This window comes from Massilia polaris (assembly GCF_012927275.1).
GTDB classification, from domain to species: Bacteria; Pseudomonadota; Gammaproteobacteria; order Burkholderiales; family Burkholderiaceae_D; genus Telluria_A; species Telluria_A polaris.
In genome coordinates this window covers 14,316-38,123 of the sequence record NZ_JABBGG010000014.1, presented here as the reverse complement: position 1 = coordinate 38,123, position 23,808 = coordinate 14,316, and the positions used below count along the sequence as shown (strand labels likewise).

Below are 23,808 nucleotides of genomic sequence, written 5' to 3'. Positions count from 1 at the left end.
GCTTACGACAGGTTCGGCGCCAGCCAGCGCTCGAGGTCGTCCTTGCTGGCGCCGCGGCGCACGCCATGGTCGGCCAGCTGGTCGCCGCCGATCTTCCCCACCACGAAGTACTTCGATTCCGGATGGGCGAAGTAGAAACCGGAGACGGCCGCGCCCGGGAACATCGCGAACGAGTCGGTCAGCTCCATGCCGATATCGTTCGCCTGCAGCACGCGGAACATCTCGGCCTTGACCGTGTGTTCCGGGCAGGCCGGGTAGCCTGGCGCCGGACGGATGCCGGCGTAGCGCTCGGCGATCAGGTCCTCGTTGCTCAGCGTCTCGGCCGCCGCATAGCCCCACAGGTCCTTGCGCACGCGCTCGTGCAGGTATTCCGCAAACGCTTCGGCGAGGCGGTCGGCCAGCGACTTGAGCATGATCGACGAGTAGTCGTCGTGCGCATCTTCGAAGCGCTTCTCGTGTTTCTCGATGCCCAGGCCCGACGTGACGGCGAACAGGCCGATGTAGTCGTTCACGCCCGACGCTTTCGGGGCGATGAAGTCGGCCAGGCACTGGTTCGGGCGCTGCACGCCATCGACCACCGGCTTGACGCCTTGCTGGCGCAGTCCGTAGTAGGTGAACGCGACTTCGCTGCGGGTGTCGTCGGTGTAGATCTCGATGTCGTCGTCGTTGACCGAATTCGCCGGCAGCAGCGCGATGACGCCGTTGGCGGTCAGCCAGCGTCCCTCGATCACTTTCTTCAGCAGCTGCTGGCCTTCCTCGAACACGCGGCTGGCGGCTTCGCCGACGACCGGGTCGGTCAGGATGGCAGGGTAGGGGCCGGCCAGGTCCCAGGTCTGGAAGAACGGGCCCCAGTCGATGTACTTCGCCAGCGCGGCCAGGTCGACGTTGCGGAACTCGCGGCGGCCGATGAACTTCGGGCGCAGCGGTGCGAACTCCAGCTTCGCCTTGTTGGCGCGCGCGTCCGGCAGCGACAGCATCGGCAGCGCTTTCTTGTTGGCGTGCTGCTCGCGGATGCGCGCGTAGTCGTCGCTGATCTCTTCGATGTACTTGTCGCGCGTCTCGGGCGTCAGCAGCGACTGCGCCACCGATACCGAGCGCGAGGCGTCCGGCACGTACACCACCGGGCCTTCGTAGTTATGCGCGATCTTGACGGCCGTGTGGGCGCGGCTGGTGGTGGCGCCGCCGATCAGCAGCGGGATCTTCAGCATGCGGAAGTGCGGGTCGCGCTGCATTTCGCGCGCCACGTGCGCCATCTCTTCGAGCGACGGCGTGATCAGGCCGGACAGGCCGACCATGTCCGCGTTCTCGACCTTGGCGCGCGCCAGGATCTCCGAGCACGGCACCATCACGCCCATGTTCACGACTTCGAAGTTATTACACTGCAGGACCACCGATACGATGTTCTTGCCGATGTCGTGGACGTCGCCCTTGACCGTCGCGATGACGATCTTGCCCTTCGGCTTGGCGACGATGCCGGTGCGTTCTTCCTCGCGCTTCTTTTCTTCTTCGATGTACGGGATCAGGTGGGCCACCGCCTGCTTCATCACGCGCGCCGATTTGACCACCTGCGGCAGGAACATCTTCCCCTGTCCGAACAGGTCGCCGACGACGTTCATGCCGTCCATCAGCGGGCCTTCGATCACGTGGATCGGACGGCCGCCGGATGCCAGCAGGTCCTGGCGCGCTTCCTCGGTGTCTTCGACGATCCACTGCGTGATGCCGTGCACCAGCGCGTGCGACAGGCGCTGGTTGACCGTGCCTTCGCGCCACTGCAGGTTTTGCGCATCCTGCTTGTCGCCCGCCTTGAGCGTGCCGGCGATCTCGATCATGCGCTCGGTGGCGTCGTCGCGGCGGTTCAGCACCACGTCCTCGACGCGCTCGCGCAGTTCCGGTGCGATGTCGTCGTACACGCCCATCATGCCCGCGTTGACGATACCCATCGTCATGCCGGCCTTGATCGCGTGATACAGGAACACGGTGTGGATCGCTTCGCGCGCAGGGTCGTTGCCGCGGAAGCTGAACGACACGTTGGACACGCCGCCCGAGATTTTCGCGTGCGGCAGGTTCGCGCGGATCCAGCGGGTGGCGTTGATGAAGTCGACCGCGTAGTTGTTGTGCTCTTCGATGCCGGTGGCGATCGCGAAGATGTTCGGGTCGAAGATGATGTCTTCCGGCGGGAACCCCACCTGTTCGGTCAGCACCTTGTAGGCGCGCGCACAGATTTCGGTCTTGCGCTCGAAGGTGTCGGCCTGGCCTTTTTCATCGAAGGCCATGACGATGACGGCGGCGCCGTAGCGGCGGCACAGGCGCGCCTGGCGGATGAATTCTTCTTCGCCTTCCTTCATCGAGATCGAGTTCACGACGGCCTTGCCCTGCACGCACTTCAGGCCCGCTTCGATTACCGACCATTTCGACGAGTCGATCATGATCGGCACGCGCGAGATGTCCGGCTCGGAGGCGATCAGGTTCAGGAAGCGCGTCATCGCGGCGACCGAATCGAGCATCGCTTCGTCCATATTGATGTCGATGACCTGGGCGCCGTTTTCGACCTGCTGGCGCGCAACCGACAGCGCCTCGTCGTACTGCTCGTTGAGGATCATGCGCGCGAACGCTTTCGAGCCGGTGACGTTGGTGCGCTCGCCGACGTTGACGAACAGCGAGCTCTCGTCGATCGTGAACGGCTCCAGGCCCGACAGGCGCTGGGCGACCGGGATATCCGGCACGGCGCGCGGCGCGCGGTCGGCCAGCAGGTCTGCGATCGCCTTGATGTGCTCCGGCGTGGTGCCGCAGCAGCCGCCGGCGATGTTGATGAAGCCGGCGTCGGCGAATTCGCGCAGCAGCGCCGAGGTGTCGGCCGGCAGTTCGTCGAAGCCGGTGTCGCTCATCGGGTTGGGCAGTCCGGCGTTCGGGTAGATGCAGACAAAGGTGTCGGCGATCTGGGACAGTTCTTCCGCATACGGGCGCATCAGCGCGGCGCCCAGCGCGCAATTGAGGCCGATGGTCAGCGGCCTGGCGTGGCGTACCGAGTTCCAGAATGCCGGCACGGTCTGGCCGGACAGGATGCGGCCCGACGCGTCGGTGACGGTTCCGGAGATCATGATCGGCAGGCGCTCAATGCCAGGGCGCGCGTCGAAGAACTGGTCGATCGCGAACAGCGCGGCCTTGCAGTTGAGGGTGTCGAAGATGGTCTCGACCAGCAGCACGTCGGCGCCGCCTTCGACCAGCCCGCGCACCTGTTCGAGGTAGCTTGCTGCCAGCTGGTCGAAGGTGACGTTGCGGGCGGCCGGGTCGTTCACGTCCGGCGAGATCGATGCGGTCTTCGGCGTCGGCCCGAGCGCGCCGGCGACGAAGCGCGGCTGGTCCGGCGTGCTGTACTTGTCGCAGGCGCGGCGCGCCAGCTTTGCCGCTTCGACGTTCATCTCGTAGGCCAGGTGGCCCATGTGATAGTCGTCCTGGGCGATGCTGGTGGCGCCGAAGGTATTGGTTTCGATCAGGTCGGCGCCGGCGGCGAGGTAGCGCTCATGGATTTCCTGGATCACGTGCGGCTGCGTCAGGGTCAGCAGTTCGTTATTGCCCTTGACGAACAGCTCGCGCGCACCGCTGCCGGCCGGCGCCGCAAAACCGGCGAAGCGTTCGCCGCGATAGGCCGCCTCGTCGAGCTTGTACTGCTGGATGATCGTGCCCATCGCGCCGTCAAGGATCATGATGCGGCGCGAAAGGATAGCGCGCAGCTGGGTTTCGGTCTTTGAGATGGCGGTGGTCGTCATGTTGTGCTTTCAGTTGGCAGGGACCGGGCTGGGGCAGGCGGGCGCAACCCGGGTTTAAAATTATACGTCAACATTCCGGTTTGCTTTTCGCAGTGCAGCATTTCCATTCTTCAACTGCGTTTGTATCTTTATGTATTAAACGGAGGCACTGAAACATGAGGATACAAAACCTGATCCCCTAGCAATCTTTTGGATACATGCCAAGGCGACAATCACAGTATTGACAGGTTTCGGGCGCAGCCTTTGCCCCGCAAATCAAACAATAGGCAGGAATCGCGCCGCTTGTCGCGTGCGCGGAGGATCCGCCGTCGATATGAGGGATGAAGAATGAACAAGGATTTCGCACCGGTATGGGATGAGCCCGTCCAGGGAAGCTATCTGTCCAGCGCGCCGCAGCAGCCAACCGCCAAGCCCACCAACACCCAGCAGAAGCAGATCGTGACGATCCGCCTGGACGTGGACATGCTGGACTGGTTTAAATCGGCAGGCCCGGGCTACCAGACCCGCATCAACCAATTGCTGCGCGATCACATGGATGCCGCGCGCGCCAAGGCCGCAGCGGCAAACGACGACGCCGCTTAATCGAAACAGAGTCCTTCCAGCGGGAATCCCTTGAGGAATTCCTGCGCTGGAAGGCGTTTGCCGCCTGGCTTTTGCAGTTCGTTCAGGCGCAAAGTTCCTTCCTTGCATGCCACCACGATGCCATGCTGCGCATCGGCCGCCAGCACCTGCCCCGCCAGGGTAGCGCTTCTGGCGGGCAGTGCCTGCGCACCCCAGATCTTGATCGTTACACCGTTGACCTGGGCGTGGGCGCCGGGGAACGGGTTGAACGCGCGTATCTTGCGTGCGATAGCGGCGGCCGGCAGCGAAAAGTCGATCGCCGCTTCATCCTTGCTGATCTTGGCCGCGTAGGTCACGCCCGCTTCGGGCTGCGGCACGGCTTTCAGCTTGCCCTGCGCGAGTTCGCGCAGGGCCGCGACGATCATCTGCCCGCCCAGTGCGGCGAGCTTGTCGTGCAAGGCCGCGGTGGTGTCGGACGCGCCAATCGCGACTCTTTCCATCATCAGCATCGGGCCGGTGTCCAGGCCTTCTTCCATTTCCATGATGGTCACGCCGGTGTCCGTATCGCCCGCTTCGATGGCGCGGTGGATCGGCGCGGCGCCGCGCCAGCGCGGCAGCAGCGAACCGTGGATATTGATGCAGGGTTTGATATTGAGCGTGCTGAGCGGAAGGATCAGGCCGTAGGCGGCCACCACCATCACGTCGTAGTCGAGCGCAGTCAGGCGCGCATGTGCTGCGCTGGCCTGGGCGGCGCGCTCCGGATCCTTGCTGTCCATGCGCAGCGACAGCGGCTGCAGCACCTCGATGCCCTGCGCCAGCGCGTACTGCTTGACGCTTGAGGCCTGCAGCTGCATGCCGCGCCCGGCCGGGCGGTCGGGCTGGGTCAGGACCAGCGGGATTTCAAAGCCAGCCTCATGCAAGGCACGCAAGGCGACAGCGGCAAATTCCGGGGTGCCGGCAAAGACGACTTTCATCGCGCGGGTCAGTAGCGGCGACCGGCGGCGCGCAGGGCGGCGTCACGTTCGAGCCCGCGTTCTTCCTTGACCATCTTGGCCTTGATGCGGTTGCGCTTGAGCGGCGACAGGTATTCGACGAAGATCTTGCCGTTCAGGTGGTCCATCTCGTGCTGGATGCAGACCGCCATCAGGCCATCGGCGGCCAGTTCGAACGGCACGCCCTGGGCATCGAGCGCGCGCACCTTGATTTTCGAGGGGCGTTCGACGCCATCGTAGATGCCGGGCACCGACAGGCAGCCTTCGTCGTAAATGGTTTTTTCGTCGCTGGCCCAGATGATTTCCGGGTTGATGAACACGCGCAGGTCGTCCATGGTTTCCGTGATATCGATGATGACCAGCTGCTCGTGCACGTCGATCTGGCTCGCGGCCAGGCCGACGCCAGGCGCGTCGTACATCGTCTCGGCCATGTCGGCGACGAGCTTGGTGATGCGGTCGCCGAACTCGGTGACCGGCTTGGCGACCTTGTGCAGGCGTGCATCAGGGTAGCGGAGGATATTCAGGATGGCCATAGGTTCGTTCAGCTCAGTAGCAATTTAATAATCGATTCGGTCATGCAAGCAGAAAAATGCCTTAAAACAACAAAGTCACACAGTCCGCCACGGTGATCGGGCGCAGTATTTCTTGCTACTTCAAGGATTTATGTGCAGAATTTGATCCAGTACGGCAACCCTTGACTATCAGCAAGTTGCATAGGGGAGCGCTCATTCTGCTGCCTTTTGCGCCGTGGCGCGCAGTGGGTAAAAGTTTCAGCCAGCAATTTTTGTGTAATGCCGCACTTTTCGGACATCTCAATGAAAAATTTTAGCACAGTCGGTGCCCGTCTTGCTGGAGCAGCGCTTCTGGCGGGCGTGATGGCCGCCCCGGCCCAGGCAGCAAAAACCTGCGCGTTCCGCCCGAACGCGCCTGACCAGCACCTGGTCGTCAAAGGCGACACCCTGTGGGACATCTCCGGCAAGTTCCTCGAGCATCCATGGTGCTGGCCGCAAGTGTGGGGCATGAACCGCGACGAGATCCGCAATCCGCACTGGATCTATCCGGGCCAGATCGTCTACTTCGACCGCAAGACCGGCCGCCTGTCGCTGAACAAGCCGGGCGATGGCGCTGGCGCCGGCCAGCCGGGCATCACCCGCCTGTCGCCGCAGCGGCGCACCGAAGGCCTCGGCCGCGATGCGGTGCCGTCGATTCCGGCATCGGTCATCGAACCATTCCTGACCCGCCCGCTGGTGATCGGCGTCGATGAACTGGCCGCCGCGCCGCGCATCGCCGCGTCGCAGGAGGGCCGTGTTTACCTGGGGCAGGGCGACAAGGTTTACGTCAAGGGCGAGCTGAACGGCGTCAAGTCGTGGCAGGTGTTCCGTCCGGGTACGCCGTTGAAGGATCCGGACACCGGCGCGCTGCTCGGCTACGAAGCGCAGTACCTCGGCACCGTGGCATTGCAGGCCGAAGCGAAGCCGGGCGTCGATGTGCATACGTTCATCGTCGGCAGCTCGCACCAGGAAATGGGCGTGGGCGACCGCCTGGCGCCGGTGCCGCCTGAGTCGATGCGCAGCTACGTCCCGCATCCGCCCGAGCGCCAGGTCGCCGCACGCGTCGTGTCGATCTACGGCGGCGTGACGTACGCCGGCCAGAACCAGATCATCAGCGTCAATCGCGGTTCGCTTGACGGACTCGATGTCGGCTCCGTGCTCCAGCTGTACCATTTTGGTAAGGTTGTGGCGGATCCGGGCGGCGACAAAGGCATGCTCGGAATGCGCAAGCCGACCATCAAGCTGCCGGACGAGCAATACGGCAACCTGTTTATCTTCCGCGTGTTCAAGAACGTCTCGTACGGCTTGGTCATGCAAGTGACCGAGCCGGTGCAAGTCGGCGACGTGGCCAAATCACCGGAGTAAAACCGCCGTGCAGGACACGGACCCCACGCAGCAAACAGCCGGGCCGGACATCTCCGGCTGGCTGCGCCTGGCTTTAGTGCCGGGCATTGGCTGCGTGCTGGGTGCGCGCCTGCTGGATGCGTTCGGTTCACCCGCGGGCGTATTGACGGCCAGCCGCGACGCGGTTGCCGCCATCTGCGGCTTTCTTCTTGCCGACGCCATCGCGGCGGCGCCGCCCGCATCGACCCGGCAAGTGATTGCACGTACCCAGGCTTGGCTGGCCACATCCGGCAACCACGTGCTGACGCTGCACGATCCCGCCTACCCGCGCATGCTGCGCGAAATCTACGATCCCCCTTTGTTGCTGTACGCGGTAGGCCGCGTCGAGCTGCTGTCGGCCGTGTCGGTCGCGATTGTCGGCAGCCGCAACGCCAGTAACCAGGGCAAGGCCAACGCGCAGGCGTTCGCCCAGGCGTTCAGCAACGCAGGGCTGACCATCGTCTCCGGGCTGGCGCTGGGTATCGATGCCGCCGCCCACGAAGGGGCGCTGGCCGGTCCGGGATCGACCGTGGCCGTGATCGGCACCGGCGCCGACATCGTCTACCCGTCACGCAACCACAAGCTGGCGCATCGCATCGCGGACACGGGTTGTATTATTAGCGAGTACTCACTGGGACATCCGGTGCTCGCCTCCAACTTCCCGCGCCGTAACCGCCTGATCAGTGGATTGTCGGCCGGCGTGCTGGTGGTCGAAGCGGCGGCGCAGTCCGGCTCGCTGATCACTGCCCGCATGGCGGCCGAACAGGGCAGGGACGTGTTCGCCATTCCCGGATCGATCCACGCGCCCATGAGCAAGGGGTGCCACCAGCTGATCCGCGAGGGCGCCAAGCTGGTCGATTCCGCGGCCGACGTGCTCGGCGAGATCCTGCCCGGAGCGGCGCCATCTGACGGCGAGGACGCCGCGGCGGCGTCTTCCGGGCAGCTGCTGGACGCATTGGGATACGACCCGGTCGGCGCCGATGCGCTGGCGCAGGCTTGCGGGCTGGACGCGGGCACGCTCAGCGCGCACTTGTTAACCCTTGAACTGGCCGGCCATCTCGAGCGCCTGCCTGGAGGTTTGATCCAGCGGGTGAACCGTTAGACGCGGATTTTCCATTCCTGACGGCATTGCCGGACGGTACGTCAGCCCCTTGTGCCACAATGAACTTAACTGATAGAGTAGAGCCATGTTCGATATCCTTGTCTACCTCTACGAGACCTACTACCGCCCCGACGCCTGCCCCGAGCCGGCCGCTCTGGCGCGCAAGCTGTCCGCGGTGGGATTCGACGACGACGAGATATCGGAAGCGCTGGTATGGCTGACCGACCTGACCGAAATGGCGGGCGGCGACCTCGAATTCGCCGCCTCCTCTGACGGCATCCGCTTCTACGTCGACCAGGAATACGATGTGCTCGGCACCGCGGCCGTCGGCTTTATCCAGTTCCTCGAAAGCGCACGGGTGCTCAGTCCGGTGCAGCGCGAAATCGTCATCGAGCGTGCGCTGGTGCTGGACGAATCCCCGGTCGGCCTCGGCAAGCTGAAAATCATCGTGCTGATGCTGCTCTGGAGCCAGGGCAAGGAACCTGACGCGCTGATGTTCGACGACCTGTTCGGTTCGGACGACGAGCAGGCGCCGCGCCTGCTGCACTGACCGTACCGCGCTTTCCCCTTCGATGCACCGCTCGCGCCGGCCCCAGGCGCCAGCGTCAATGCCACTTGCGGATTTCACGACAACCCGCTTATCATTGGCCGCACTCATTCGATTGTTACAAATTAGATATCGGAATGACAAAATCCCGGTATTACGGCAGAGCATGTATGATGCGCGTGCCAAATCACCAAAGTACGACGAGAAACCAAATATGACAAAAACCCTCATCATCGCCGAGAAGCCCTCCGTTGCGAACGACATCGCCAAGACGCTGGGCGGCTTCACCAAGCACGATGAGTATTTCGAGTCGGACGAATACGTGCTGTCGTCCGCCGTCGGCCACCTGCTGGAAATCGCGGTGCCGGAAGAGCATGACGTCAAGCGCGGCAAGTGGAGCTTTGCCCACCTGCCGATGATTCCGCCGTATTTCGCGCTCAATCCGATCGCCAAGACCGAGTCGCGCCTGAAGGTGCTGAACCGTCTGATCAAGCGCAAAGACGTCACCCAACTGATAAACGCATGCGATGCGGGGCGCGAGGGCGAGCTGATTTTCCGCCTGATCGCGCAGAACGCGAAAGCCAAGCAGCCGATCAAGCGCCTGTGGCTGCAGTCGATGACGCCGGGCGCGATCCGCGACGGCTTCAGCCACCTGCGCAGCGACGAGGAAATGCTGCCGCTGGCCGACGCCGCGCGCTGCCGTTCCGAAGCCGACTGGCTGATCGGTATCAACGGCACCCGCGCGATGACCGCGTTTAACTCGAAAGAGGGCGGCTTCTACCTGACCACCGTGGGCCGCGTGCAAACGCCGACGCTGTCGATCGTGGTCGAACGCGAAGAGAAGATCAAGAAATTCGTCTCGCGCGACTTCTGGGAAGTGCGCGCCGAATTCGTCTGCGCCGCCGGCATTTACGAAGGCCGCTGGCTCGACCAGTCGTTCAAAAAGGACGAGAACGACCCTGAGAAGCGCCCGGAACGCCTGTGGAGCAAAGCGGCGGCCGACACCATCGCGATGGCCTGCAAGGGCCGCCAGGGTAACGTCACCGAAGAATCGAAGCCGACCACGTCGATGGCGCCGGCCCTGTTCGACCTGACCAGCCTGCAGCGCGAGGCCAACGGCCGCTTCGGCTTCTCGGCCAAGAACACGCTCGGCCTGGCCCAGGCGCTGTACGAAAAGCACAAGGTGCTGACCTACCCGCGTACCGATTCGCGCCACCTGCCGGAAGACTACATCGCCACCGTCAAGGAGACGATGGAGTCGCTTGCCGAGAACAACAACTACCACCAGTTCGCCAAGCAGATCAGCAAGAACGGCTGGGTCAAACCGAACAAGCGCATCTTCGACAACACCAAGATCTCGGATCACTTCGCGATCATCCCGACCACGCTGGCGCCGAAGAACCTGTCGGAACCCGAACAGAAGCTGTACGACCTGGTGACGCGCCGCTTCATGGCGGTGTTCTTCCCGGCGGCCGAATTCCAGGTCACGACGCGCTACACGGAAGTCTCCGGCCATCAGTTCAAGACTGAAGGCAAGGTCATGACCAACCCGGGCTGGCTGGCGATCTACGGCAAGGAGCTTGCGGCCGACGACAAGGAAGACGCAGGCACGCTGGTGCCGGTGGCGAAGGGCGAAAAAGTCCTGACCGAGAAAGTCACGGCCAATGGCCTGGTCACCAAGCCGCCTGCGCGCTACAGCGAAGCGACACTGCTGTCGGCGATGGAAGGCGCGGGCAAGCTGATCGACGACGACGAACTGCGCGATGCGATGGCCGGCAAAGGCCTCGGTACGCCGGCGACGCGCGCGGCGATCATCGAGGGCCTGCTGACCGAGAGGTACCTGCTGCGCGAAGGCCGCGAGCTGATCCCGACCGCCAAGGCGTCGCAGCTGATGACCTTATTGCGTGGCCTCGGCGTGAATGAGCTGACCGCGCCTGAACTGACCGGCGAGTGGGAATACAAGCTGTCGCAGATGGAGAAGGGCAAAATCTCGCGTGAGGAATTCATGCGCGAGATCGCGCAGATGACCCAGATTATCGTCAAGCGCGCCAAGGAATACGACAACGCGACGATCCCGGGCGACTATGCGACTTTGCAGACGCCGTGCCCGAACTGCGGCGGCGTGGTCAAGGAAAACTACCGCCGCTTCGCCTGCACCAAGTGCGAATTCAACATGAGCAAGACGCCGGGCAGCCGCCAGTTCGAGATCCCTGAGGTCGAAGAGCTGCTGAAGAACCGCACCATCGGTCCGCTGCAAGGCTTCCGCTCGAAGATGGGCCGTCCGTTCGCGGCGATCCTGCGCATCGTGCGCGATGAAGACATCAACAACTTCAAGCTCGAATTCGACTTCGGCCAGAACGACGAAGGCGGCGAGGACGGCGAAGGCGTCGACTTCACCGGCCAGACCCCGCTCGGACCGTGCCCGAAATGCGCCGGCGGCGTCTACGAGATGGGCCTGGCGTATGTGTGCGAGCACAGTGTGGCCAAGCCGAAGACCTGCGACTTCCGCAGCGGCCGCATCATCCTGCAGCAGGAGATCCTGCCGGAGCAGATGGCCAAGCTGCTCAACGAAGGCAAGACCGACCTGCTGCCGGGCTTCGTTTCGCAGCGCACGCGCCGTCCGTTCAAGGCCTTCCTGGTGCGGGGCAAGGACGGCAAGACCAGCTTCGAGTTCGAAGAGCGCAAGGCCAAGGCGCCGGCAAAAGGTAAGGCCGCCAAGGCCGAGCCAGAGGTCGAGGGGGAAGACGGTGCGGTAGTGGCGCCAGCGAAGAAGGCGGCTGCGAAGAAGGCACCGGCGAAGAAGGCAGCGGCGAAGAAGGTCGCGGCCAAGAAGGCGCCTGCCAAGAAAGCGGCAGTGGCGAAGTAACACACGCCGTTGCGATAAGAAAAGCCGTGCTATCCGATCTTCGGTAGCGCGGTTTTTTTATTTTGACGCGCGTTTCAGCGTCTGCAGGTAGAAACTGATTTCGTGAAGCGAACAGGAATCCTGAAGGTGTTCCAGCAATGCAGCAACGCGTTGTTTAGCCGTAATCATCGCTTTCTCCGAGGTGTGAATGTTAGAGCCGGCAGGCTCCGTATAGTTCACCCCGAATGTGTGTACCCGTGAGGGGTGTCGCTACTTCAGGTCTGCGGTATCAAAATAGACGGTACCCGTGACCTTCGCACCGGGCAGTGCACGTGTGAGGGTATCCGCCGCGGTTTCGTCGAGCCCCTGCTTTGCGAGCACAACAGGCGCGCCGGATGCGCCGGCGGGTGACGTGATCGCCACGATGTGGTCGAAGTCCGGTCGGCTGTCGATTTCCTTCACCAGGTAGCGCTGCTTGCCGCTGCCAAGCTGCACATAACGCGCACTGTCGCGCTTGGCCGCGTCGGCGGAGAGCTTGCGGAACACCAGCACCTTGTCGACCACCACCGTGGCGCCTGCGTACTGGGTCTTGCCGCCTCGTTCGAAGTGGCCGTCCACCAGGTCGGCCTTGAATTCGCGCACCGGCGCCGCGGCGTTCGGCGCGAGCCGGTCCAGTTCAAATTTTTCAGGGTCGATGGTCCACAGCGCGGTCTTGCCGTCGAGGCGCTGGCGCAGCGCAGCGTCCAGTTTCGGGTCGGCGACATGCACCTGCAGCACAACCTGGTAATCATGCGGCGCATGGAACATCGGCAGGTGCGACGCGTATAGCGCGTCCTTGCCGCCAAAGAGGGCCATGCCATGCGAGCCAAACGTCGGCCCGGGCTGGGCTGCCGCCGCGCCGCCTGTCAGCAGCGCGCCCGCGAGAATCAGTGTCAGTCGTTTCATTGTCAGTTCCAGTAAGGCCGTGCGCGTCAGCGCATTTCAACGTCGATCATATTATCCGATGGCTTGCGGTCGATCAGCTTGTTGTCAGGGTCGATGCCGGCTTTGGCCGGACGGCCGTCAACCACCAGCGTCACCGCCACATCGCGGCTGCCGACGATGCGGCGCTCACGCACCAGCGGCCTGCCGTCCTTGTCGTCGACGCCGAATTCGATCACGTCTTTCAGCGCCGCCTCTTTTTCCTCGCCAAGTTCACCGGCGCGCATCTTGATGGCGGTCGCGGCCAGGGTGACCGTGTACTTGCCGTCGGCACGCCGCTGCGCGGTCGCCGTGGTGGCGCGGTTTTCGTACAGGACGATCGATTCGAACAGGTCGTCGATCAGGTATGCGTATTCCGGCGGCGTGACGCCGCGCAGCGCAGAAACCAGCACATCGACGCCGGGGTAGGGCGCGCCGTGGAACGCGTGCTGCGCCAGCAGGTCGTGCAGCACATCGTTGATCTTTTCCTCGCCCAGCACATCCTGCAGCAGGTACATCGCCAGCCCGCCCTTGCGGTAGTGGATGTAGTCCTGGTTTTCGTTCTGCGCCAGCGGCAGTTCCTTGCGGTTCTCGAGCGCGCGTCCCATCAGGTAGCGGTCAAGGTCGTAGCGCAGGAAGCGGCGCATCTTGTGCGGACCCATCGTCTTTTTCATCACCATCAGCGCCGAATATTCGGACAGCGTTTCCGACAGCACCGTCGCGCCGCGCGTATCGGCGCCGACCAGCTGGTGGCCCCACCACTGGTGGGCCATTTCGTGCGCGGTGACGTGGAACGGGTAGTCGATGTCCTTCGGGTCCTTGTCGTCCACCTTGGCGATGAAGCCGATATTCTCCGAATACGGGATCGTGCCGGGATACGACTGCGCGAATGTCTCGTAGCGCGGGAATTCAACCACCCGCACCACCTTGTGCTGGTACGGGCTGAAGTTGGCCGAGTAGTATTCGAGCGAGGCCTTGACGCCGCGCACGATGCGGTCGAGGTTGAAGTCGTGCGCCGGATGGTAGTAGATGTCGATCGTGACATCGCGCCAGCGGTCGTGCCGCACTTCGTAGCGCGCCGACTGGAACGAATAAAAGTTCAGGATCGGCTTGTCCATCTTGTAGTGGAAGTAGCGGCGGCCCTTGTCCAGCCATTCCTTCTCCAGCGTCCCCGGGGCGATCGCGATCTGGTCCGGGCTGGTGCTGACGACGGCATTGAAATCGATCCAGTCGCCGTCGGAGCTGATGTAGTTATTGGCGCGGCCCTTCGGGTCGTCGCGCGCCAGCATCCGTTCGCGCGGCGGCAGGTCGTGGCGCTTGCGGTCGCGCGCATCCTCAAGTTCGGCTGAGCGCAGGTAGCCGATCGACGGCAGCACGTCCTTGTTGAAGAAGGTGCCGTTGCCGACCACGGGCGTGTCGAGACCCATGCCGAGGATGCCCTTCGGGGCGTAGCCAACGTCGAAAGCCATGGCGATGCGCGCCCCTGCGGCCAGCGGGCTTACGAGCTTGTAGACCCAGACGCCGCGTTCGCGGTCGGCGATCACCTGGCGTACCGGCTGGCTGAAGCGCAGCTTCAGCGCCGCGCGGCGGTCCTGGTTGACCATGATGTCGGTGACAGGACGGCCGGAACGGTTCTCGAGCTGGTAGGTGCCGCGCACCGCCAGGCTGCGCTGCTCCGGATTGATATCGACCTTGAGGTCGACGCTTGTCACACGCGGCTGCGGCAGCGCCGCGAGCCGCTTGTAGCGCAGTTCGTAGTCGGCGCGCTGCTGCTCGTCCTGCCAGGTTGTGTGGAAGTCGTTGGCGATGTGGAGGTTGTAGTACAGGAGCGAACCGGCGCCGCCGAAGATCGCCAGTCCAAGCGCGAAGCTCACCAGCACCGGCGTGCTGAGGTTGCGGCGCGCGAGGCGCAGCCGGCTTCCCAGTTCATCGTTGCAGCCGCGCGGCCAGAGCACCAGCGTCAGTACCAGCAGCATGAGTGCCGCGCCGGCCCAATACAGCTCGAACCAGCGTTCACGCGCCAGGTAGTGGCCGAAGCCGTTCATCGCCGAATACACGGCGTCGGGCGTGGTGCCGTACAGGATCATCGGGTGGTCAAGGCCGAGCGTGGCGAAGGCGATCGTCGCGACGTAGTACAGGATCATCGCAAAGTACGCCACGTACTTATGGTTGAGGAGCACCTGGAGGGCGATCGCCAGCACCGCGATCAGCGCGTACAGCGGCAGCTGGATCAGGAAAAGGGTCTTGACGTACAGCCCCAGCTCGAACACGAAGTAGCCGTTGAAGACCTGGACCAGCAGGCCGCACAACATCAATACAAACAGCATCAGCGCCTGCAGGCCGACCAGCGCGAACACCTTGGCCAGCATGCGCACCCATGTGGGCACCGGCATCACGTCGAGCATCGGCGCCATGCGCGCTTCGCGTTCGCGCCATACCAGTTCGCCGGCGTAGAAGGTGGTCACGACCAGCATGAACAGCGCGAAGGTATCGCTGATTATCTCGAGCACCTGGTAGGTGACCGGGTAGGTATTGGTGCCATAGATCGCGCCGATGTTGAGCGAGCTGGCGAACACCGCCAGCACCGCGGCCAGCGCGATGACGGCGAAGTAGATGTTCTTGACCGATTCGCGGAAGTTCAGCCAGGCCGACCGTGCCAGCAGCAGCGCCAGGCTGCGGTTGGCGAAATCGGGCTTCTCGCGCGTGTCGGCGGCGGTGTGCGACAGCTGCAGCGGCAGTTCGCTGTCGCGCCGGCGCGCAGCGCCGCTGTCGGCGGAGCTGATAAAGTGGAAGCGCCAGTATCCAAGCAGCAGCACGACCAGCCCGAAGCCCGACCAGATCAGGCGGTTGAGCAGGTAGACGCCTTCGAACGGGATCGTGCGCACATTGCGCTCGGCGATGGGCCAGTACTCGGTGACGCGGATCAGCGCGGTGGTGCCGAACGGGTCGATCAGTGCGGCCAGCGTCTTGTAATCGAGGTCGCGCGCCAGCTGCGGCGCCACGATATAACCGATCATCATGACCACGCTGGCCACGTAGACCGGCATCATGCGGCGCGTCAGCGCGGCCAGCACGAAGAAGATCGAACCGAAGATGAACAGGTTGGGCAGCAGCGTGAAAACGAATGGCCGCAGGTACATCATGACGCTGGAAGGCCCGAGCCGGTCCGGCTCGATGCCGGGGATCCAGGTGCCGAGCCACGCGCCCAGCACGATGCTGGAAAAGACGATCGCCATCGTGAAGCAGGCGCCGAAGAATCGCCCGAACACGTAGTCGGCCTTTCTGATCGGCGCGCTGAAGAAGAAGTGGTGCATGTCGTACTCGAAGTCCTGCTGCACCGAGCGGCCCGCGATCGCGGCCACCACCACGACGCCGAGGCAGCCGAGGAAGGCTACCGTCAGGTCGATCGAACGGGGCGCGTTGATCAGGACCTTGCCGCCGAAGGTGACGACGGCTTCCTTGAAGACGCCGCCGGCGGCGGCCATCCACAGCATCGCCAGTGCGAAGAACATGCCGAAGTAGACCCAGGTCGACAGCAGCTTGAGCCGCTGCCGCGCTTCGAACAGTGCGATTGCCAGCATAAACTGTCCTTAGCAGTTGCTGGCCGCGAAACTGCGCCCGGCGATGGTGGCGAAGTACACGTCTTCGAGATCGCCGATGGCCGGATCGAAGCCGTCGCCCGGATCGCGCTCGTCGTACACCCGGATCAGGGTTCGGCCGGTCAGCAGGCGGGTCGAAATCACCGCGTGGCGGGTCTGGAAGGCTGCGACTTCTGCCTTCGTGACGAAGCGCTCCCAGATCTTGCCGTCGATGGCGTCGATCAGCTTTTGCGGCTCGCCGCACAGCAGCACGTGGCCCTTGTTAATGATGGCCATGTTGGAGCACAGGTCGGCCACGTCGGACACGATGTGGGTCGACAGCAGCACGGTCTTGTCTTCGCCGATATCGGACAACAGGTTGTGGAAACGCACCCGCTCCTGCGGGTCGAGGCCGGCGGTCGGCTCGTCGACGATGATCAGCTGCGGATCTCCCAGCAGCGCCTGGGCGATGCCGAAGCGCTGGCGCATGCCGCCCGAGAATCCGCCGAGGCGCTGGTGACGCACTTCGAACAGGTTGGTTTGCTGGAGCAGGCCGTCGACTACCTCGCGGCGGCGTGCACGGCTCGACAGTCCCTTGAGCACGGCGAAGTGGTCGAGCAGTTCGTAAGCGGTCACTTTCGGGTAGACGCCGAAGTCCTGCGGCAGGTAGCCCAGCATGCGGCGCACTTCGTCCTGTTCGTCGAGCACGTCGATCTCGTCGAGGAACACCGAGCCGGAGTCGCATTCCTGCAATGTCGCGAGGATGCGCATCAGCGTCGACTTGCCCGCGCCATTGGGGCCGAGCAGGCCGAACATCCCGGTGGGGATGTTCAGGGTGACATTGTCCAGCGCCACCACGCCATTGGCGTAGGTCTTCGACAAATTGCGGATGCGTAATTCCATGCTGACTCCAGATCCCGTAACCATGCGTAACCAAAAATGCAACGGTTACGCTTTTGTGATAGTTGCATTGTATTAAATTTATGGCCGGCATGGCGGCTCGTTGCGATACACGGCGATTTGATTGGAACAGAGTGCAGTTTTGGGGGAATGGGGCGGGGCGTATTGACGCGGCGGCACACCGGGGCCGCGTACACGGCAACGGTGTGACTTGGCGAGGGGGGTCAGGGAAGGGCGTCGTCGGGATCGATACCGATCAGCAGCTTGCCTGCGCCCCTGAACGAATGCGGGGGAACTTCCATGTTGCTCGGAGCGGGCACGTTCTGGAATACACGTCCGGCCAGGTCGAATTTGGATCCGTGGCATGGGCAGTAGAAGCCGCCCGGCCAGTCATCGCCGAGATCGGCCGCGCCCGGCTCGGGGCGGTAGCTGGGAATGCAGCCGAGGTGGGTGCAAATGGCCGTCAGCACGAGGAATTCAGGCTTGAGGGAGCGGGTCGGATTGGCCGTGTAGGCCGGCTGCTGGCGCACGCGCGACGCGGGGTCGGCCAGTTCGCCGTCATGCCCGCCCAGCGCGGCGATCTGCTCCGGCGTGCGGTGCAGGATCCACACCGGCCGCCCGCGCCATTCGACCGTCACCAGCGCGCCCGGGGCAATGTTGCTGGTGTCCGCCTCGACCGGGGCGCCGGCCGCGCGCGCCCGTTCGCTGGGCGACATCGTCGCCATGAATGGGATTGCGGTTGCAACCAGCCCGACGCCGCCGAGCGCGGCGGTCGACACCGTCAAAAAATGCCGGCGGCTTGGCTGATACGTCAGTGTAGTGCCCATGGCTTCACCTCGTTCGTCTCGCCACGCAAATGCGCTTGTCTATTTGACCTGAGAAGTGCGGGCCAGGTTCGGACAATTGCCCCGGAAACCGTTCCGGCATAGCGGAAAATGTGGATAATGTCCGCATGGATACTGCTACCAAAGAAAAAGTACTCGCGGTCACTCGCCGCGGCCAGACGGCGCTCGAATCGACCGACTTCTTCCGCACCGCGCTCGGCCTGTACTATCTTGCCGCGCTGATGACCGACGAGGCGATCGACTTCAAGAAGGTCGACCGTGAATTCAACGTCTTCATTTACCAGTCGATCGGCAAGGGCCATACGATTACCAGCGTGCTGCAATTCATGAGCGGCGCCAAGGTGATTCCGGTGCTGGAGTCGAAGCGCTTCCTGCCCGCGTTCGCCGAGCACTGCGCGGAAGTGCCGGTCGGCAGCGTGCCGTTCCTGCTTTCGCTGAACCTGTCGGTGGCGAAGAAAATCTCCGGGATCGACATCGCCGGCCCGGTGCTGGACTGGATCGAACGCCAGAAGCTGCCCGAGGCGGGCGCGCCGGCCCCGCGCGACGTTTTATAATGACGTTTTTACAGCATTACTGGACACCGCCATGCCATCCCAGCGTTTACTCAATCCACTCGATAAGCTGATCGTCAACGTCGACAAGGCGCTGCGCGTCATCGGCGGCGTGGCCACCGCGTCGCGCCCGAACCCGGCGGTCCATGCGGCCGACGCCGCGCTCGACGAGCGCGAGCAGCGCCATAGCGCCGGCCTGATGCGGGTGAACCACGTTGGCGAAGTGTGCGCGCAGGCGCTGTACGATTCGCAGGCGCGCTGTGCAAAGAACCCGCAGATGCGCGAACAGTTCGAACAGGCTGGCCGCGAGGAAGAAGACCACCTGGCCTGGACCGCGCAGCGCTTGTCGGAACTCGGCTCGCAACCGAGCCTGTTCAATCCGCTGTGGTATGCCGGCGCCTACGCGATTGGCGCGGTCGCGGCGCACCTTGGCGACGCCCGCAGCCTCGGCTTCGTGGTTGAAACCGAGCGCCAGGTCGAGGCGCACCTGGACCGCCACCTGGTCGAGCTGCCGGCGCAGGACGCCAAATCGCGCGCCATCGTCGAGCAGATGCGCGCCGATGAAATCGCCCACGGCGCCGCAGCCCAGGCCATGGGCGCGGCCGATACGCCATTCGTGGTGAAGGCAGGCATGACGGCGATGTCCAAGGTGATGACCACCACCGCCTACTACATCTGACCCATCAGCGAACTACACCGCAGCTGGCGCGCCGGTGTCGACGATGTCGAATGAATGGGTGAAGGCCGCCGTCTTGGCGAGCATGATCGAGGCCGAGCAGTACTTGTCGTGAGACAGGTTGATCGCGCGCTCCACCGCCGCGTGCTTGAGGTTTTTGCCGGTGACGACAAAGTGGAAGTGGATGCGCGTGAAGACCTTCGGATCGGTCTCGGCGCGCTCGGCGCGCAAGCTGACGTCGCAGCCTTCGACCTGCTCGCGCCCGCGCTTCAGGATCAGCACCACATCGTAGGCGGTGCAGCCGCCGGTACCGAGCAACACCATCTCCATCGGGCGCGGCGCCAGGTTATGGCCGCCGCCTTCAGGCGCGCCGTCCATCGACACCATGTGGCCCGACCCGGTCTCGGCCCGGAAACTCATGCCCGACGGCCCGTTCCAGCTGACTTTTACATCCATTGCTGCCTCCGTTTAAAACGTGACTATACCGCCAGTACGTAACGTTCGCTGCGCAGGCGCCAGCTGGCGAAGGCGACGCCGGCCAGCGCCGGTATCAGCGAACTGAAGAAGGTCAGCAGGTACGGCATCGCGCCGATGTCCTGGCCCTTGGCCACTTCGCCGAGCAAGGTCTGGTTCGACAGCATCGGCACCGCATACATCCACGCGGCCGTTTTCAGCTCCATCATCGATACCACCACGCCCGGGATCATCGGCACCAGCATTACGACGCTGGCCGTGGTCTGGGCTTCCTTGAACGACTTGGCGTTCATCGCCATCGCGATGTGCACCGCGGCGGCCAGCAGCGACAGCGGCAGCGAGGCCAGGCAGATCAGCGCCAGGTCGGCGGACGTGACGCGCCACGACGTGCCGACTTCTTCCAGCGGCAGCCAGCTGAGGATGCCGTGCGCCAGCGCCAGTTCCAGCGTAATGGCGATCACCGACAGGATGCCGGCGGCGAGCCATTTGCCGCCAATGAGTTCCCACGTGCGCACCGGCTGCGCCATCAGCACTTCCATCGAGCGCCGTTCGCGTTCGCCCGCGGTGCTGTCGACCGCGGCCGACAGGCAGCAGCCGAACGCCGGGAAGAACAGGAACCCGATCATCGCGCCGATCACGCCCGAACGGCCGGCGGTGCCGCCGGTGTCGTAGCGCTGCACCTTCACCGGCGCCATCGTCACCGGCGAGACGCCGTGCGCCAGCAGGCGCGCACTGGCGATGTCCATGCTGTAGGCGTTCAGTACCGCCTCGACGTCGCGCACGCGCGGCCCGTTGTCGATCGCCGAATCGAACCACAGCTCGACCTGCGCCGGGCGCATCTCCTGGTAGTTCTCGGCGAACTTGTCGTCGATGCGCAGTACCGCCACCACCTTGCGCGACTTGAGCAGTTCGCCGATGGCCTCTTCGTCCATCGCGTCGACCTGCTGCACGGTCACGTTCTTCTGCTTGAACTGCGCCATCAGGTTGGGCGCCTGCGCCGCGCCGATGACGGCCAGCTCCATGCCTTCGCGTTCGGGCTTGGTGGCGCGCTCGATCTGCTTGTTCAGCATGTAGCCGAGCATCAGCGGATACATCAGCGTGAACAGCGCAAGCAGCACCAGCGAACGGCGGTCGCGCAAGGTCTCGCGGAACTCCTTCATGAATACGACCATGAACTTTGGCTTCATGCTGCAATCCCTTCTTCGCCCACCAGGCTGACAAATGCATCTTCGAGGTTGGCGATGCCGGTGCGCCGGCACAGTTCTTCGGGCGATCCCTGCGCCACGGTGTGGCCCTGCGCGATCACGATCACGTCATCGCACAGGTGGGTCACTTCCTGCATCACGTGGGTGGCCATCAGCACGCAGCAGCCTTCCTTGCGCAGTACGGTGAGCGCATGGCGCAGCGCGCGCGTGCTCATCACGTCGAGGCCGCGGCTCGGCTCGTCGAGCAGCAGGTGGCGCGGCCGGTGCAGCAAGGTGCGCGCCATCGCGACTTTGATGCGCTGGCCCTGCGAGAAACCTTTGGTGTGGCGCATCAGGATGTCGTCCAGCGACAGCAGGTCCGCCACTTCGTCGATGCGCTGGCGCAGCGCGGCGCCGCCCATGCCGTTCAGTTCACCGAAGTAGGTCAGGTATTCGCGCGTGGTGAGGCGCTCGTACAGCCCGAACTGGTCGGTCAGGAAGCCGATATTCCGGCGCACCGACATCGGGTCGACGGCCGGGTCGACGCCGCCGATGGCGATGCTGCCGTGATCGCGCGCGAGCAGGCCGACCAGCAGGCGCAGCAGGGTGGTCTTGCCGGCCCCGTTGGGGCCCAGCAGCGCGGTGATCTGGCCGTCGCGCGCGGTGAAGGACACCCCGCCGAGCGCCTTCACCTCGCCGAAGTGTTTACGGACGTCGCTTGCTTCAATCATGTTTGCCTCGGTACGCTTATTGAATATTAAGGGTGTGGCCCGGCGCTGCCGACCTGGAAGGTCGGGGCCGGGATCTCGGACAGGCACTTGGCGTCGAGCTTCTGCGCCGGGTCGTCGAGGAAGGTGCGCAGCAGGCGCGGACCGCAGCCGAGCGGCGAGATGCCGTGGCCCGCGTGGGTGACCACCACGTGCTGGGCGCGCGCCATGTGCTTGCCGGCGGCTTCGGCGCGGCGCGGCGGCGTGACCGGGTCGAGCGCGCCGGACAGCATCAGCACCGGTGCGTCGATCCGCGCCGGCGCGCGCAGCGGCACCGGCGGCACGCGCGCGGCCTTGCACATCGTTCCCATCTGCTTGACGTTGGCGACGGCCAGCAGCGACGCACGCGCGTCGTCGTCCGCTATCTGCTGCGTCAGGCGCGAATAGTCTTCGGCGCAGACGACCGCGACGTACAGTCCCATTGCCATCGGACCATCGGTGGCGAAGTCGCCGCTGGCGTTGCGGCGCGCGACGAACGGTTCCCAGCGGCCCTGGTGGGCGCTATGGATCATGTATGGCAGGCGGCGGCTGTCGAGCGGTGAATACAGTACGCTGTGCACGGTCGACAGGAAGCGTGCGCGCGTCATCGACTCGCGCAGCGGCAGCGTGGTGCGCGGATTGGCGAGCGAGACGTCGACCGGGCCGGCGCCAAGGCGCATCACCAGCGCGTCGAATTCGCTGCGCAAAGCGGGGAAGGCCTGGTTGCACGCGCGGTCGTTCGCGCAGGCGCGGAACAGGCCGTCGAGCGCGGCCTTGCCATCGACCCCGCCGGCCGGGATGATCTGGTCCGGCGCGGCCACGCCATCGAGGACCAGCGAGCGGACTTGGGAAGGGAAGGCGCGCGCGTATTCCTGCCCGAGGCGGGTGCCGTACGAGCCGCCCCACAGGTTGATCTGGCCGTAGCCGATCGCCTTGCGCACCATCTCGATGTCGCGCGCTGCATTGGCGGTGGTGTAGGCGGCGAAGTGCTTGCCGAGGCTGGTGATGCAGTCGGCAGCGACTTTCTCAAGCTGCGCGTCGCTCATGGCTTCGTGTTCGGGCTTGCTGGCGCAATCGAGCTTGCCGGACAGGCCGGTGCCGCGCTGGTCGATGAACACGATGTCGCGGGTGGCGCGCACGCGGCGGAACACGGTATCGAGCATCGGCAGCAGGTCGCTGCCGGCCTGGCCGGGACCGCCGGCGAGGATGAACAGCGGGTCGGGCTGGGCCGACTCGCGGAACGCCGGCGCCAGCGTCACATGGATGTCCATGGTCTTGGCGGGCGCGGCGTAGTCGAACGGTACCTTGACGCTCAGGCAGCGCAGCGGTTCTTCGGAGCCGGGCAGGTGGCAGCCGCGCCCGGTTGCCGACGCAGGGAGGGCGTGGGCGGCAGTCGCCGACAACAGGACGGGAAGCAGCAGGGCGGCAAGGCGGGCACTAAATTTCACATGGACTCCTTAGTAGATGCGGAGCAATAGTAGATTGCCATTGTTTCAAGAGTCAACAACTTTGGCGGAGCATGCGAGGCGGCTTGCCGGTGTGCCGGCAAGCGACACCGATCCCAGCAGCGCCTTGACGCGGCAAGGCCCGATGCGTTATGATTGTCGGCTTTCCGTTTGCTCAGGAAAAGTAAATAAGGCAGAGTCCGCTGGTAGTGAAGGCGGAACCACCATTTGAGCGATTTAAACAATTAGGAAGTCATCATGAAAACTTTTTCCGCTAAAGGACACGAAGTCCAGCGCGATTGGTTCGTGGTTGACGCGACGGACTTGGTCCTCGGACGTGTTGCCAGCGAAGTGGCACTCCGACTGCGCGGCAAACACAAGCCAGAATTCACTCCTCACGTCGACACCGGCGATTTCATCGTCGTCGTCAATGCAGGCAAGCTGCGCGTAACTGGCACCAAGGCAACTGAAAAGACGTACTACCGTCACAGCGGCTACCCAGGCGGCATCTACGAAACCAATTTCAAGAAAATGCAAGAGCGTTTTCCTGGTCGCGCGCTTGAAAAAGCGGTCAAGGGCATGCTGCCTAAGGGCCCGCTCGGTTACGCAATGATCAAGAAGCTCAAAGTGTACGCAGAGGGTTCCCACCCGCACGCGGCCCAGCAACCTCAAGCACTCGTGCTGTTTAAGTAAGGAGCTGA

Annotated in this window: 19 protein-coding genes; 8 read left to right on the top strand and 11 right to left on the bottom strand. The window is 64.0% G+C overall.

Going from position 1 to position 23,808, the window contains the following annotated elements; translation table 11 throughout:
* Nucleotides 1-2 precede the first annotated feature (2 nt).
* Nucleotides 3-3,767, bottom strand: coding sequence for a methionine synthase (gene metH / locus HHL21_RS19480; protein ID WP_169468993.1), 3,765 nt, complete (start codon nucleotides 3,765-3,767; stop codon nucleotides 3-5).
* A 327-nt stretch (nucleotides 3,768-4,094) separates the two neighbouring features.
* On the opposite strand from metH, the gene HHL21_RS19475 reads away from it, so the two are divergent.
* Nucleotides 4,095-4,349 carry a BrnA antitoxin family protein gene (locus HHL21_RS19475; protein WP_169468991.1) on the top strand — a complete coding sequence of 85 codons (255 nt, stop codon included), beginning with the start codon at nucleotides 4,095-4,097 and terminating at the stop codon, nucleotides 4,347-4,349.
* Here HHL21_RS19475 and fmt read toward each other — a convergent pair.
* A complete protein-coding gene (gene fmt, locus HHL21_RS19470) occupies nucleotides 4,346-5,302 on the bottom strand; it encodes a methionyl-tRNA formyltransferase (protein ID WP_169468989.1) in 957 nt (318 codons plus the stop codon). The genes HHL21_RS19475 and fmt overlap by 4 nt on opposite strands.
* Nucleotides 5,303-5,310: 8 nt before the next feature.
* The gene (def, locus tag HHL21_RS19465; RefSeq protein WP_169468987.1) at nucleotides 5,311-5,853 is read right to left on the bottom strand and encodes a peptide deformylase; all 543 of its coding nucleotides are present in this window, start codon (nucleotides 5,851-5,853) and stop codon (nucleotides 5,311-5,313) included.
* A 282-nt stretch (nucleotides 5,854-6,135) separates the two neighbouring features.
* Here def and HHL21_RS19460 point away from each other — a divergent pair, with 282 nt between their 5' ends.
* The 4 genes from HHL21_RS19460 (at nucleotide 6,136) to HHL21_RS19445 (ending at nucleotide 11,769) form a co-directional block, all read left to right on the top strand.
* On the top strand, nucleotides 6,136-7,236 hold the full coding sequence (locus HHL21_RS19460; RefSeq protein ID WP_169468985.1) for a LysM peptidoglycan-binding domain-containing protein: 1,101 nt from the start codon (nucleotides 6,136-6,138) through the stop codon (nucleotides 7,234-7,236).
* Between the two features lie 7 nt (nucleotides 7,237-7,243).
* Nucleotides 7,244-8,356, top strand: coding sequence for a DNA-processing protein DprA (gene dprA / locus HHL21_RS19455; protein ID WP_169468983.1), 1,113 nt, complete (start codon nucleotides 7,244-7,246; stop codon nucleotides 8,354-8,356).
* Nucleotides 8,357-8,441: 85 nt separating this feature from the next.
* Nucleotides 8,442-8,906 carry a Smg family protein gene (locus tag HHL21_RS19450; protein ID WP_169468981.1) on the top strand — a complete coding sequence of 155 codons (465 nt, stop codon included), beginning with the start codon at nucleotides 8,442-8,444 and terminating at the stop codon, nucleotides 8,904-8,906.
* A 211-nt stretch (nucleotides 8,907-9,117) separates the two neighbouring features.
* Complete coding sequence (locus HHL21_RS19445; protein ID WP_169468979.1) at nucleotides 9,118-11,769, top strand: DNA topoisomerase III; 2,652 nt, start codon at nucleotides 9,118-9,120, stop codon at nucleotides 11,767-11,769.
* Between the two features lie 249 nt (nucleotides 11,770-12,018).
* Here the strand turns inward: HHL21_RS19445 and HHL21_RS19440 are convergent, their stop codons facing one another.
* The 4 genes from HHL21_RS19440 to petA form a co-directional block, all read right to left on the bottom strand.
* The gene (locus tag HHL21_RS19440; protein ID WP_169468977.1) at nucleotides 12,019-12,693 is read right to left on the bottom strand and encodes a hypothetical protein; all 675 of its coding nucleotides are present in this window, start codon (nucleotides 12,691-12,693) and stop codon (nucleotides 12,019-12,021) included.
* A gap of 26 nt (nucleotides 12,694-12,719) precedes the next feature.
* Nucleotides 12,720-16,289: an ABC transporter permease/M1 family aminopeptidase gene (locus HHL21_RS19435; protein WP_169468975.1), complete on the bottom strand. Its 3,570-nt coding sequence runs from the start codon at nucleotides 16,287-16,289 to the stop codon at nucleotides 12,720-12,722.
* Between the two features lie 9 nt (nucleotides 16,290-16,298).
* Nucleotides 16,299-17,189, bottom strand: coding sequence for an ABC transporter ATP-binding protein (locus tag HHL21_RS19430; protein ID WP_169468973.1), 891 nt, complete (start codon nucleotides 17,187-17,189; stop codon nucleotides 16,299-16,301).
* Between the two features lie 221 nt (nucleotides 17,190-17,410).
* Complete coding sequence (gene petA / locus HHL21_RS19425) at nucleotides 17,411-18,013, bottom strand: ubiquinol-cytochrome c reductase iron-sulfur subunit (protein WP_169468971.1); 603 nt, start codon at nucleotides 18,011-18,013, stop codon at nucleotides 17,411-17,413.
* Between the two features lie 125 nt (nucleotides 18,014-18,138).
* Between petA and HHL21_RS19420 the strand changes: the two genes are divergently transcribed.
* Complete coding sequence (locus HHL21_RS19420) at nucleotides 18,139-18,585, top strand: hypothetical protein (RefSeq protein WP_169468969.1); 447 nt, start codon at nucleotides 18,139-18,141, stop codon at nucleotides 18,583-18,585.
* A gap of 31 nt (nucleotides 18,586-18,616) precedes the next feature.
* A complete protein-coding gene (coq7, locus tag HHL21_RS19415) occupies nucleotides 18,617-19,261 on the top strand; it encodes a 2-polyprenyl-3-methyl-6-methoxy-1,4-benzoquinone monooxygenase (protein ID WP_169468967.1) in 645 nt (214 codons plus the stop codon).
* Between the two features lie 12 nt (nucleotides 19,262-19,273).
* On the opposite strand, the gene HHL21_RS19410 is transcribed toward coq7, so the two are convergent.
* From HHL21_RS19410 to HHL21_RS19395, 4 genes are read right to left on the bottom strand one after another with little or no spacing between them, the layout of a single operon-like run.
* Nucleotides 19,274-19,714 carry an OsmC family protein gene (locus tag HHL21_RS19410; protein WP_169468965.1) on the bottom strand — a complete coding sequence of 147 codons (441 nt, stop codon included), beginning with the start codon at nucleotides 19,712-19,714 and terminating at the stop codon, nucleotides 19,274-19,276.
* Nucleotides 19,715-19,737: 23 nt separating this feature from the next.
* Nucleotides 19,738-20,919, bottom strand: a complete 1,182-nt coding sequence (locus HHL21_RS19405; protein WP_169468963.1) for an ABC transporter permease — start codon at nucleotides 20,917-20,919, stop codon at nucleotides 19,738-19,740.
* The gene (locus HHL21_RS19400; protein WP_169468961.1) at nucleotides 20,916-21,647 is read right to left on the bottom strand and encodes an ABC transporter ATP-binding protein; all 732 of its coding nucleotides are present in this window, start codon (nucleotides 21,645-21,647) and stop codon (nucleotides 20,916-20,918) included. The genes HHL21_RS19405 and HHL21_RS19400 overlap by 4 nt, the downstream gene beginning before the upstream one ends.
* Before the next feature lie 26 nt (nucleotides 21,648-21,673).
* Complete coding sequence (locus HHL21_RS19395; protein ID WP_169468959.1) at nucleotides 21,674-23,110, bottom strand: alpha/beta fold hydrolase; 1,437 nt, start codon at nucleotides 23,108-23,110, stop codon at nucleotides 21,674-21,676.
* A gap of 255 nt (nucleotides 23,111-23,365) precedes the next feature.
* Here HHL21_RS19395 and rplM point away from each other — a divergent pair, with 255 nt between their 5' ends.
* Complete coding sequence (rplM, locus tag HHL21_RS19390; protein ID WP_169468957.1) at nucleotides 23,366-23,800, top strand: 50S ribosomal protein L13; 435 nt, start codon at nucleotides 23,366-23,368, stop codon at nucleotides 23,798-23,800.
* Nucleotides 23,801-23,808: the final 8 nt, after the last annotated feature.

Bases quoted from the DNA above. Each gene is read 5' to 3' on its own strand.
- metH (WP_169468993.1), bottom strand. From the start codon at position 3,767: ATGACGACCACCGCCATCTCAAAGACCGAAACCCAGCTGCGCGCTATC.
- HHL21_RS19475 (WP_169468991.1), top strand. From the start codon at position 4,095: ATGAACAAGGATTTCGCACCGGTATGGGATGAGCCCGTCCAGGGAAGC.
- fmt (WP_169468989.1), bottom strand. From the start codon at position 5,302: ATGAAAGTCGTCTTTGCCGGCACCCCGGAATTTGCCGCTGTCGCCTTG.
- def (WP_169468987.1), bottom strand. From the start codon at position 5,853: ATGGCCATCCTGAATATCCTCCGCTACCCTGATGCACGCCTGCACAAG.
- HHL21_RS19460 (WP_169468985.1), top strand. From the start codon at position 6,136: ATGAAAAATTTTAGCACAGTCGGTGCCCGTCTTGCTGGAGCAGCGCTT.
- HHL21_RS19450 (WP_169468981.1), top strand. From the start codon at position 8,442: ATGTTCGATATCCTTGTCTACCTCTACGAGACCTACTACCGCCCCGAC.
- HHL21_RS19445 (WP_169468979.1), top strand. From the start codon at position 9,118: ATGACAAAAACCCTCATCATCGCCGAGAAGCCCTCCGTTGCGAACGAC.
- HHL21_RS19440 (WP_169468977.1), bottom strand. From the start codon at position 12,693: ATGAAACGACTGACACTGATTCTCGCGGGCGCGCTGCTGACAGGCGGC.
- HHL21_RS19435 (WP_169468975.1), bottom strand. From the start codon at position 16,289: ATGCTGGCAATCGCACTGTTCGAAGCGCGGCAGCGGCTCAAGCTGCTG.
- HHL21_RS19430 (WP_169468973.1), bottom strand. From the start codon at position 17,189: ATGGAATTACGCATCCGCAATTTGTCGAAGACCTACGCCAATGGCGTG.
- petA (WP_169468971.1), bottom strand. From the start codon at position 18,013: ATGGGCACTACACTGACGTATCAGCCAAGCCGCCGGCATTTTTTGACG.
- HHL21_RS19420 (WP_169468969.1), top strand. From the start codon at position 18,139: ATGGATACTGCTACCAAAGAAAAAGTACTCGCGGTCACTCGCCGCGGC.
- coq7 (WP_169468967.1), top strand. From the start codon at position 18,617: ATGCCATCCCAGCGTTTACTCAATCCACTCGATAAGCTGATCGTCAAC.
- HHL21_RS19410 (WP_169468965.1), bottom strand. From the start codon at position 19,714: ATGGATGTAAAAGTCAGCTGGAACGGGCCGTCGGGCATGAGTTTCCGG.
- HHL21_RS19405 (WP_169468963.1), bottom strand. From the start codon at position 20,919: ATGAAGCCAAAGTTCATGGTCGTATTCATGAAGGAGTTCCGCGAGACC.
- HHL21_RS19400 (WP_169468961.1), bottom strand. From the start codon at position 21,647: ATGATTGAAGCAAGCGACGTCCGTAAACACTTCGGCGAGGTGAAGGCG.
- rplM (WP_169468957.1), top strand. From the start codon at position 23,366: ATGAAAACTTTTTCCGCTAAAGGACACGAAGTCCAGCGCGATTGGTTC.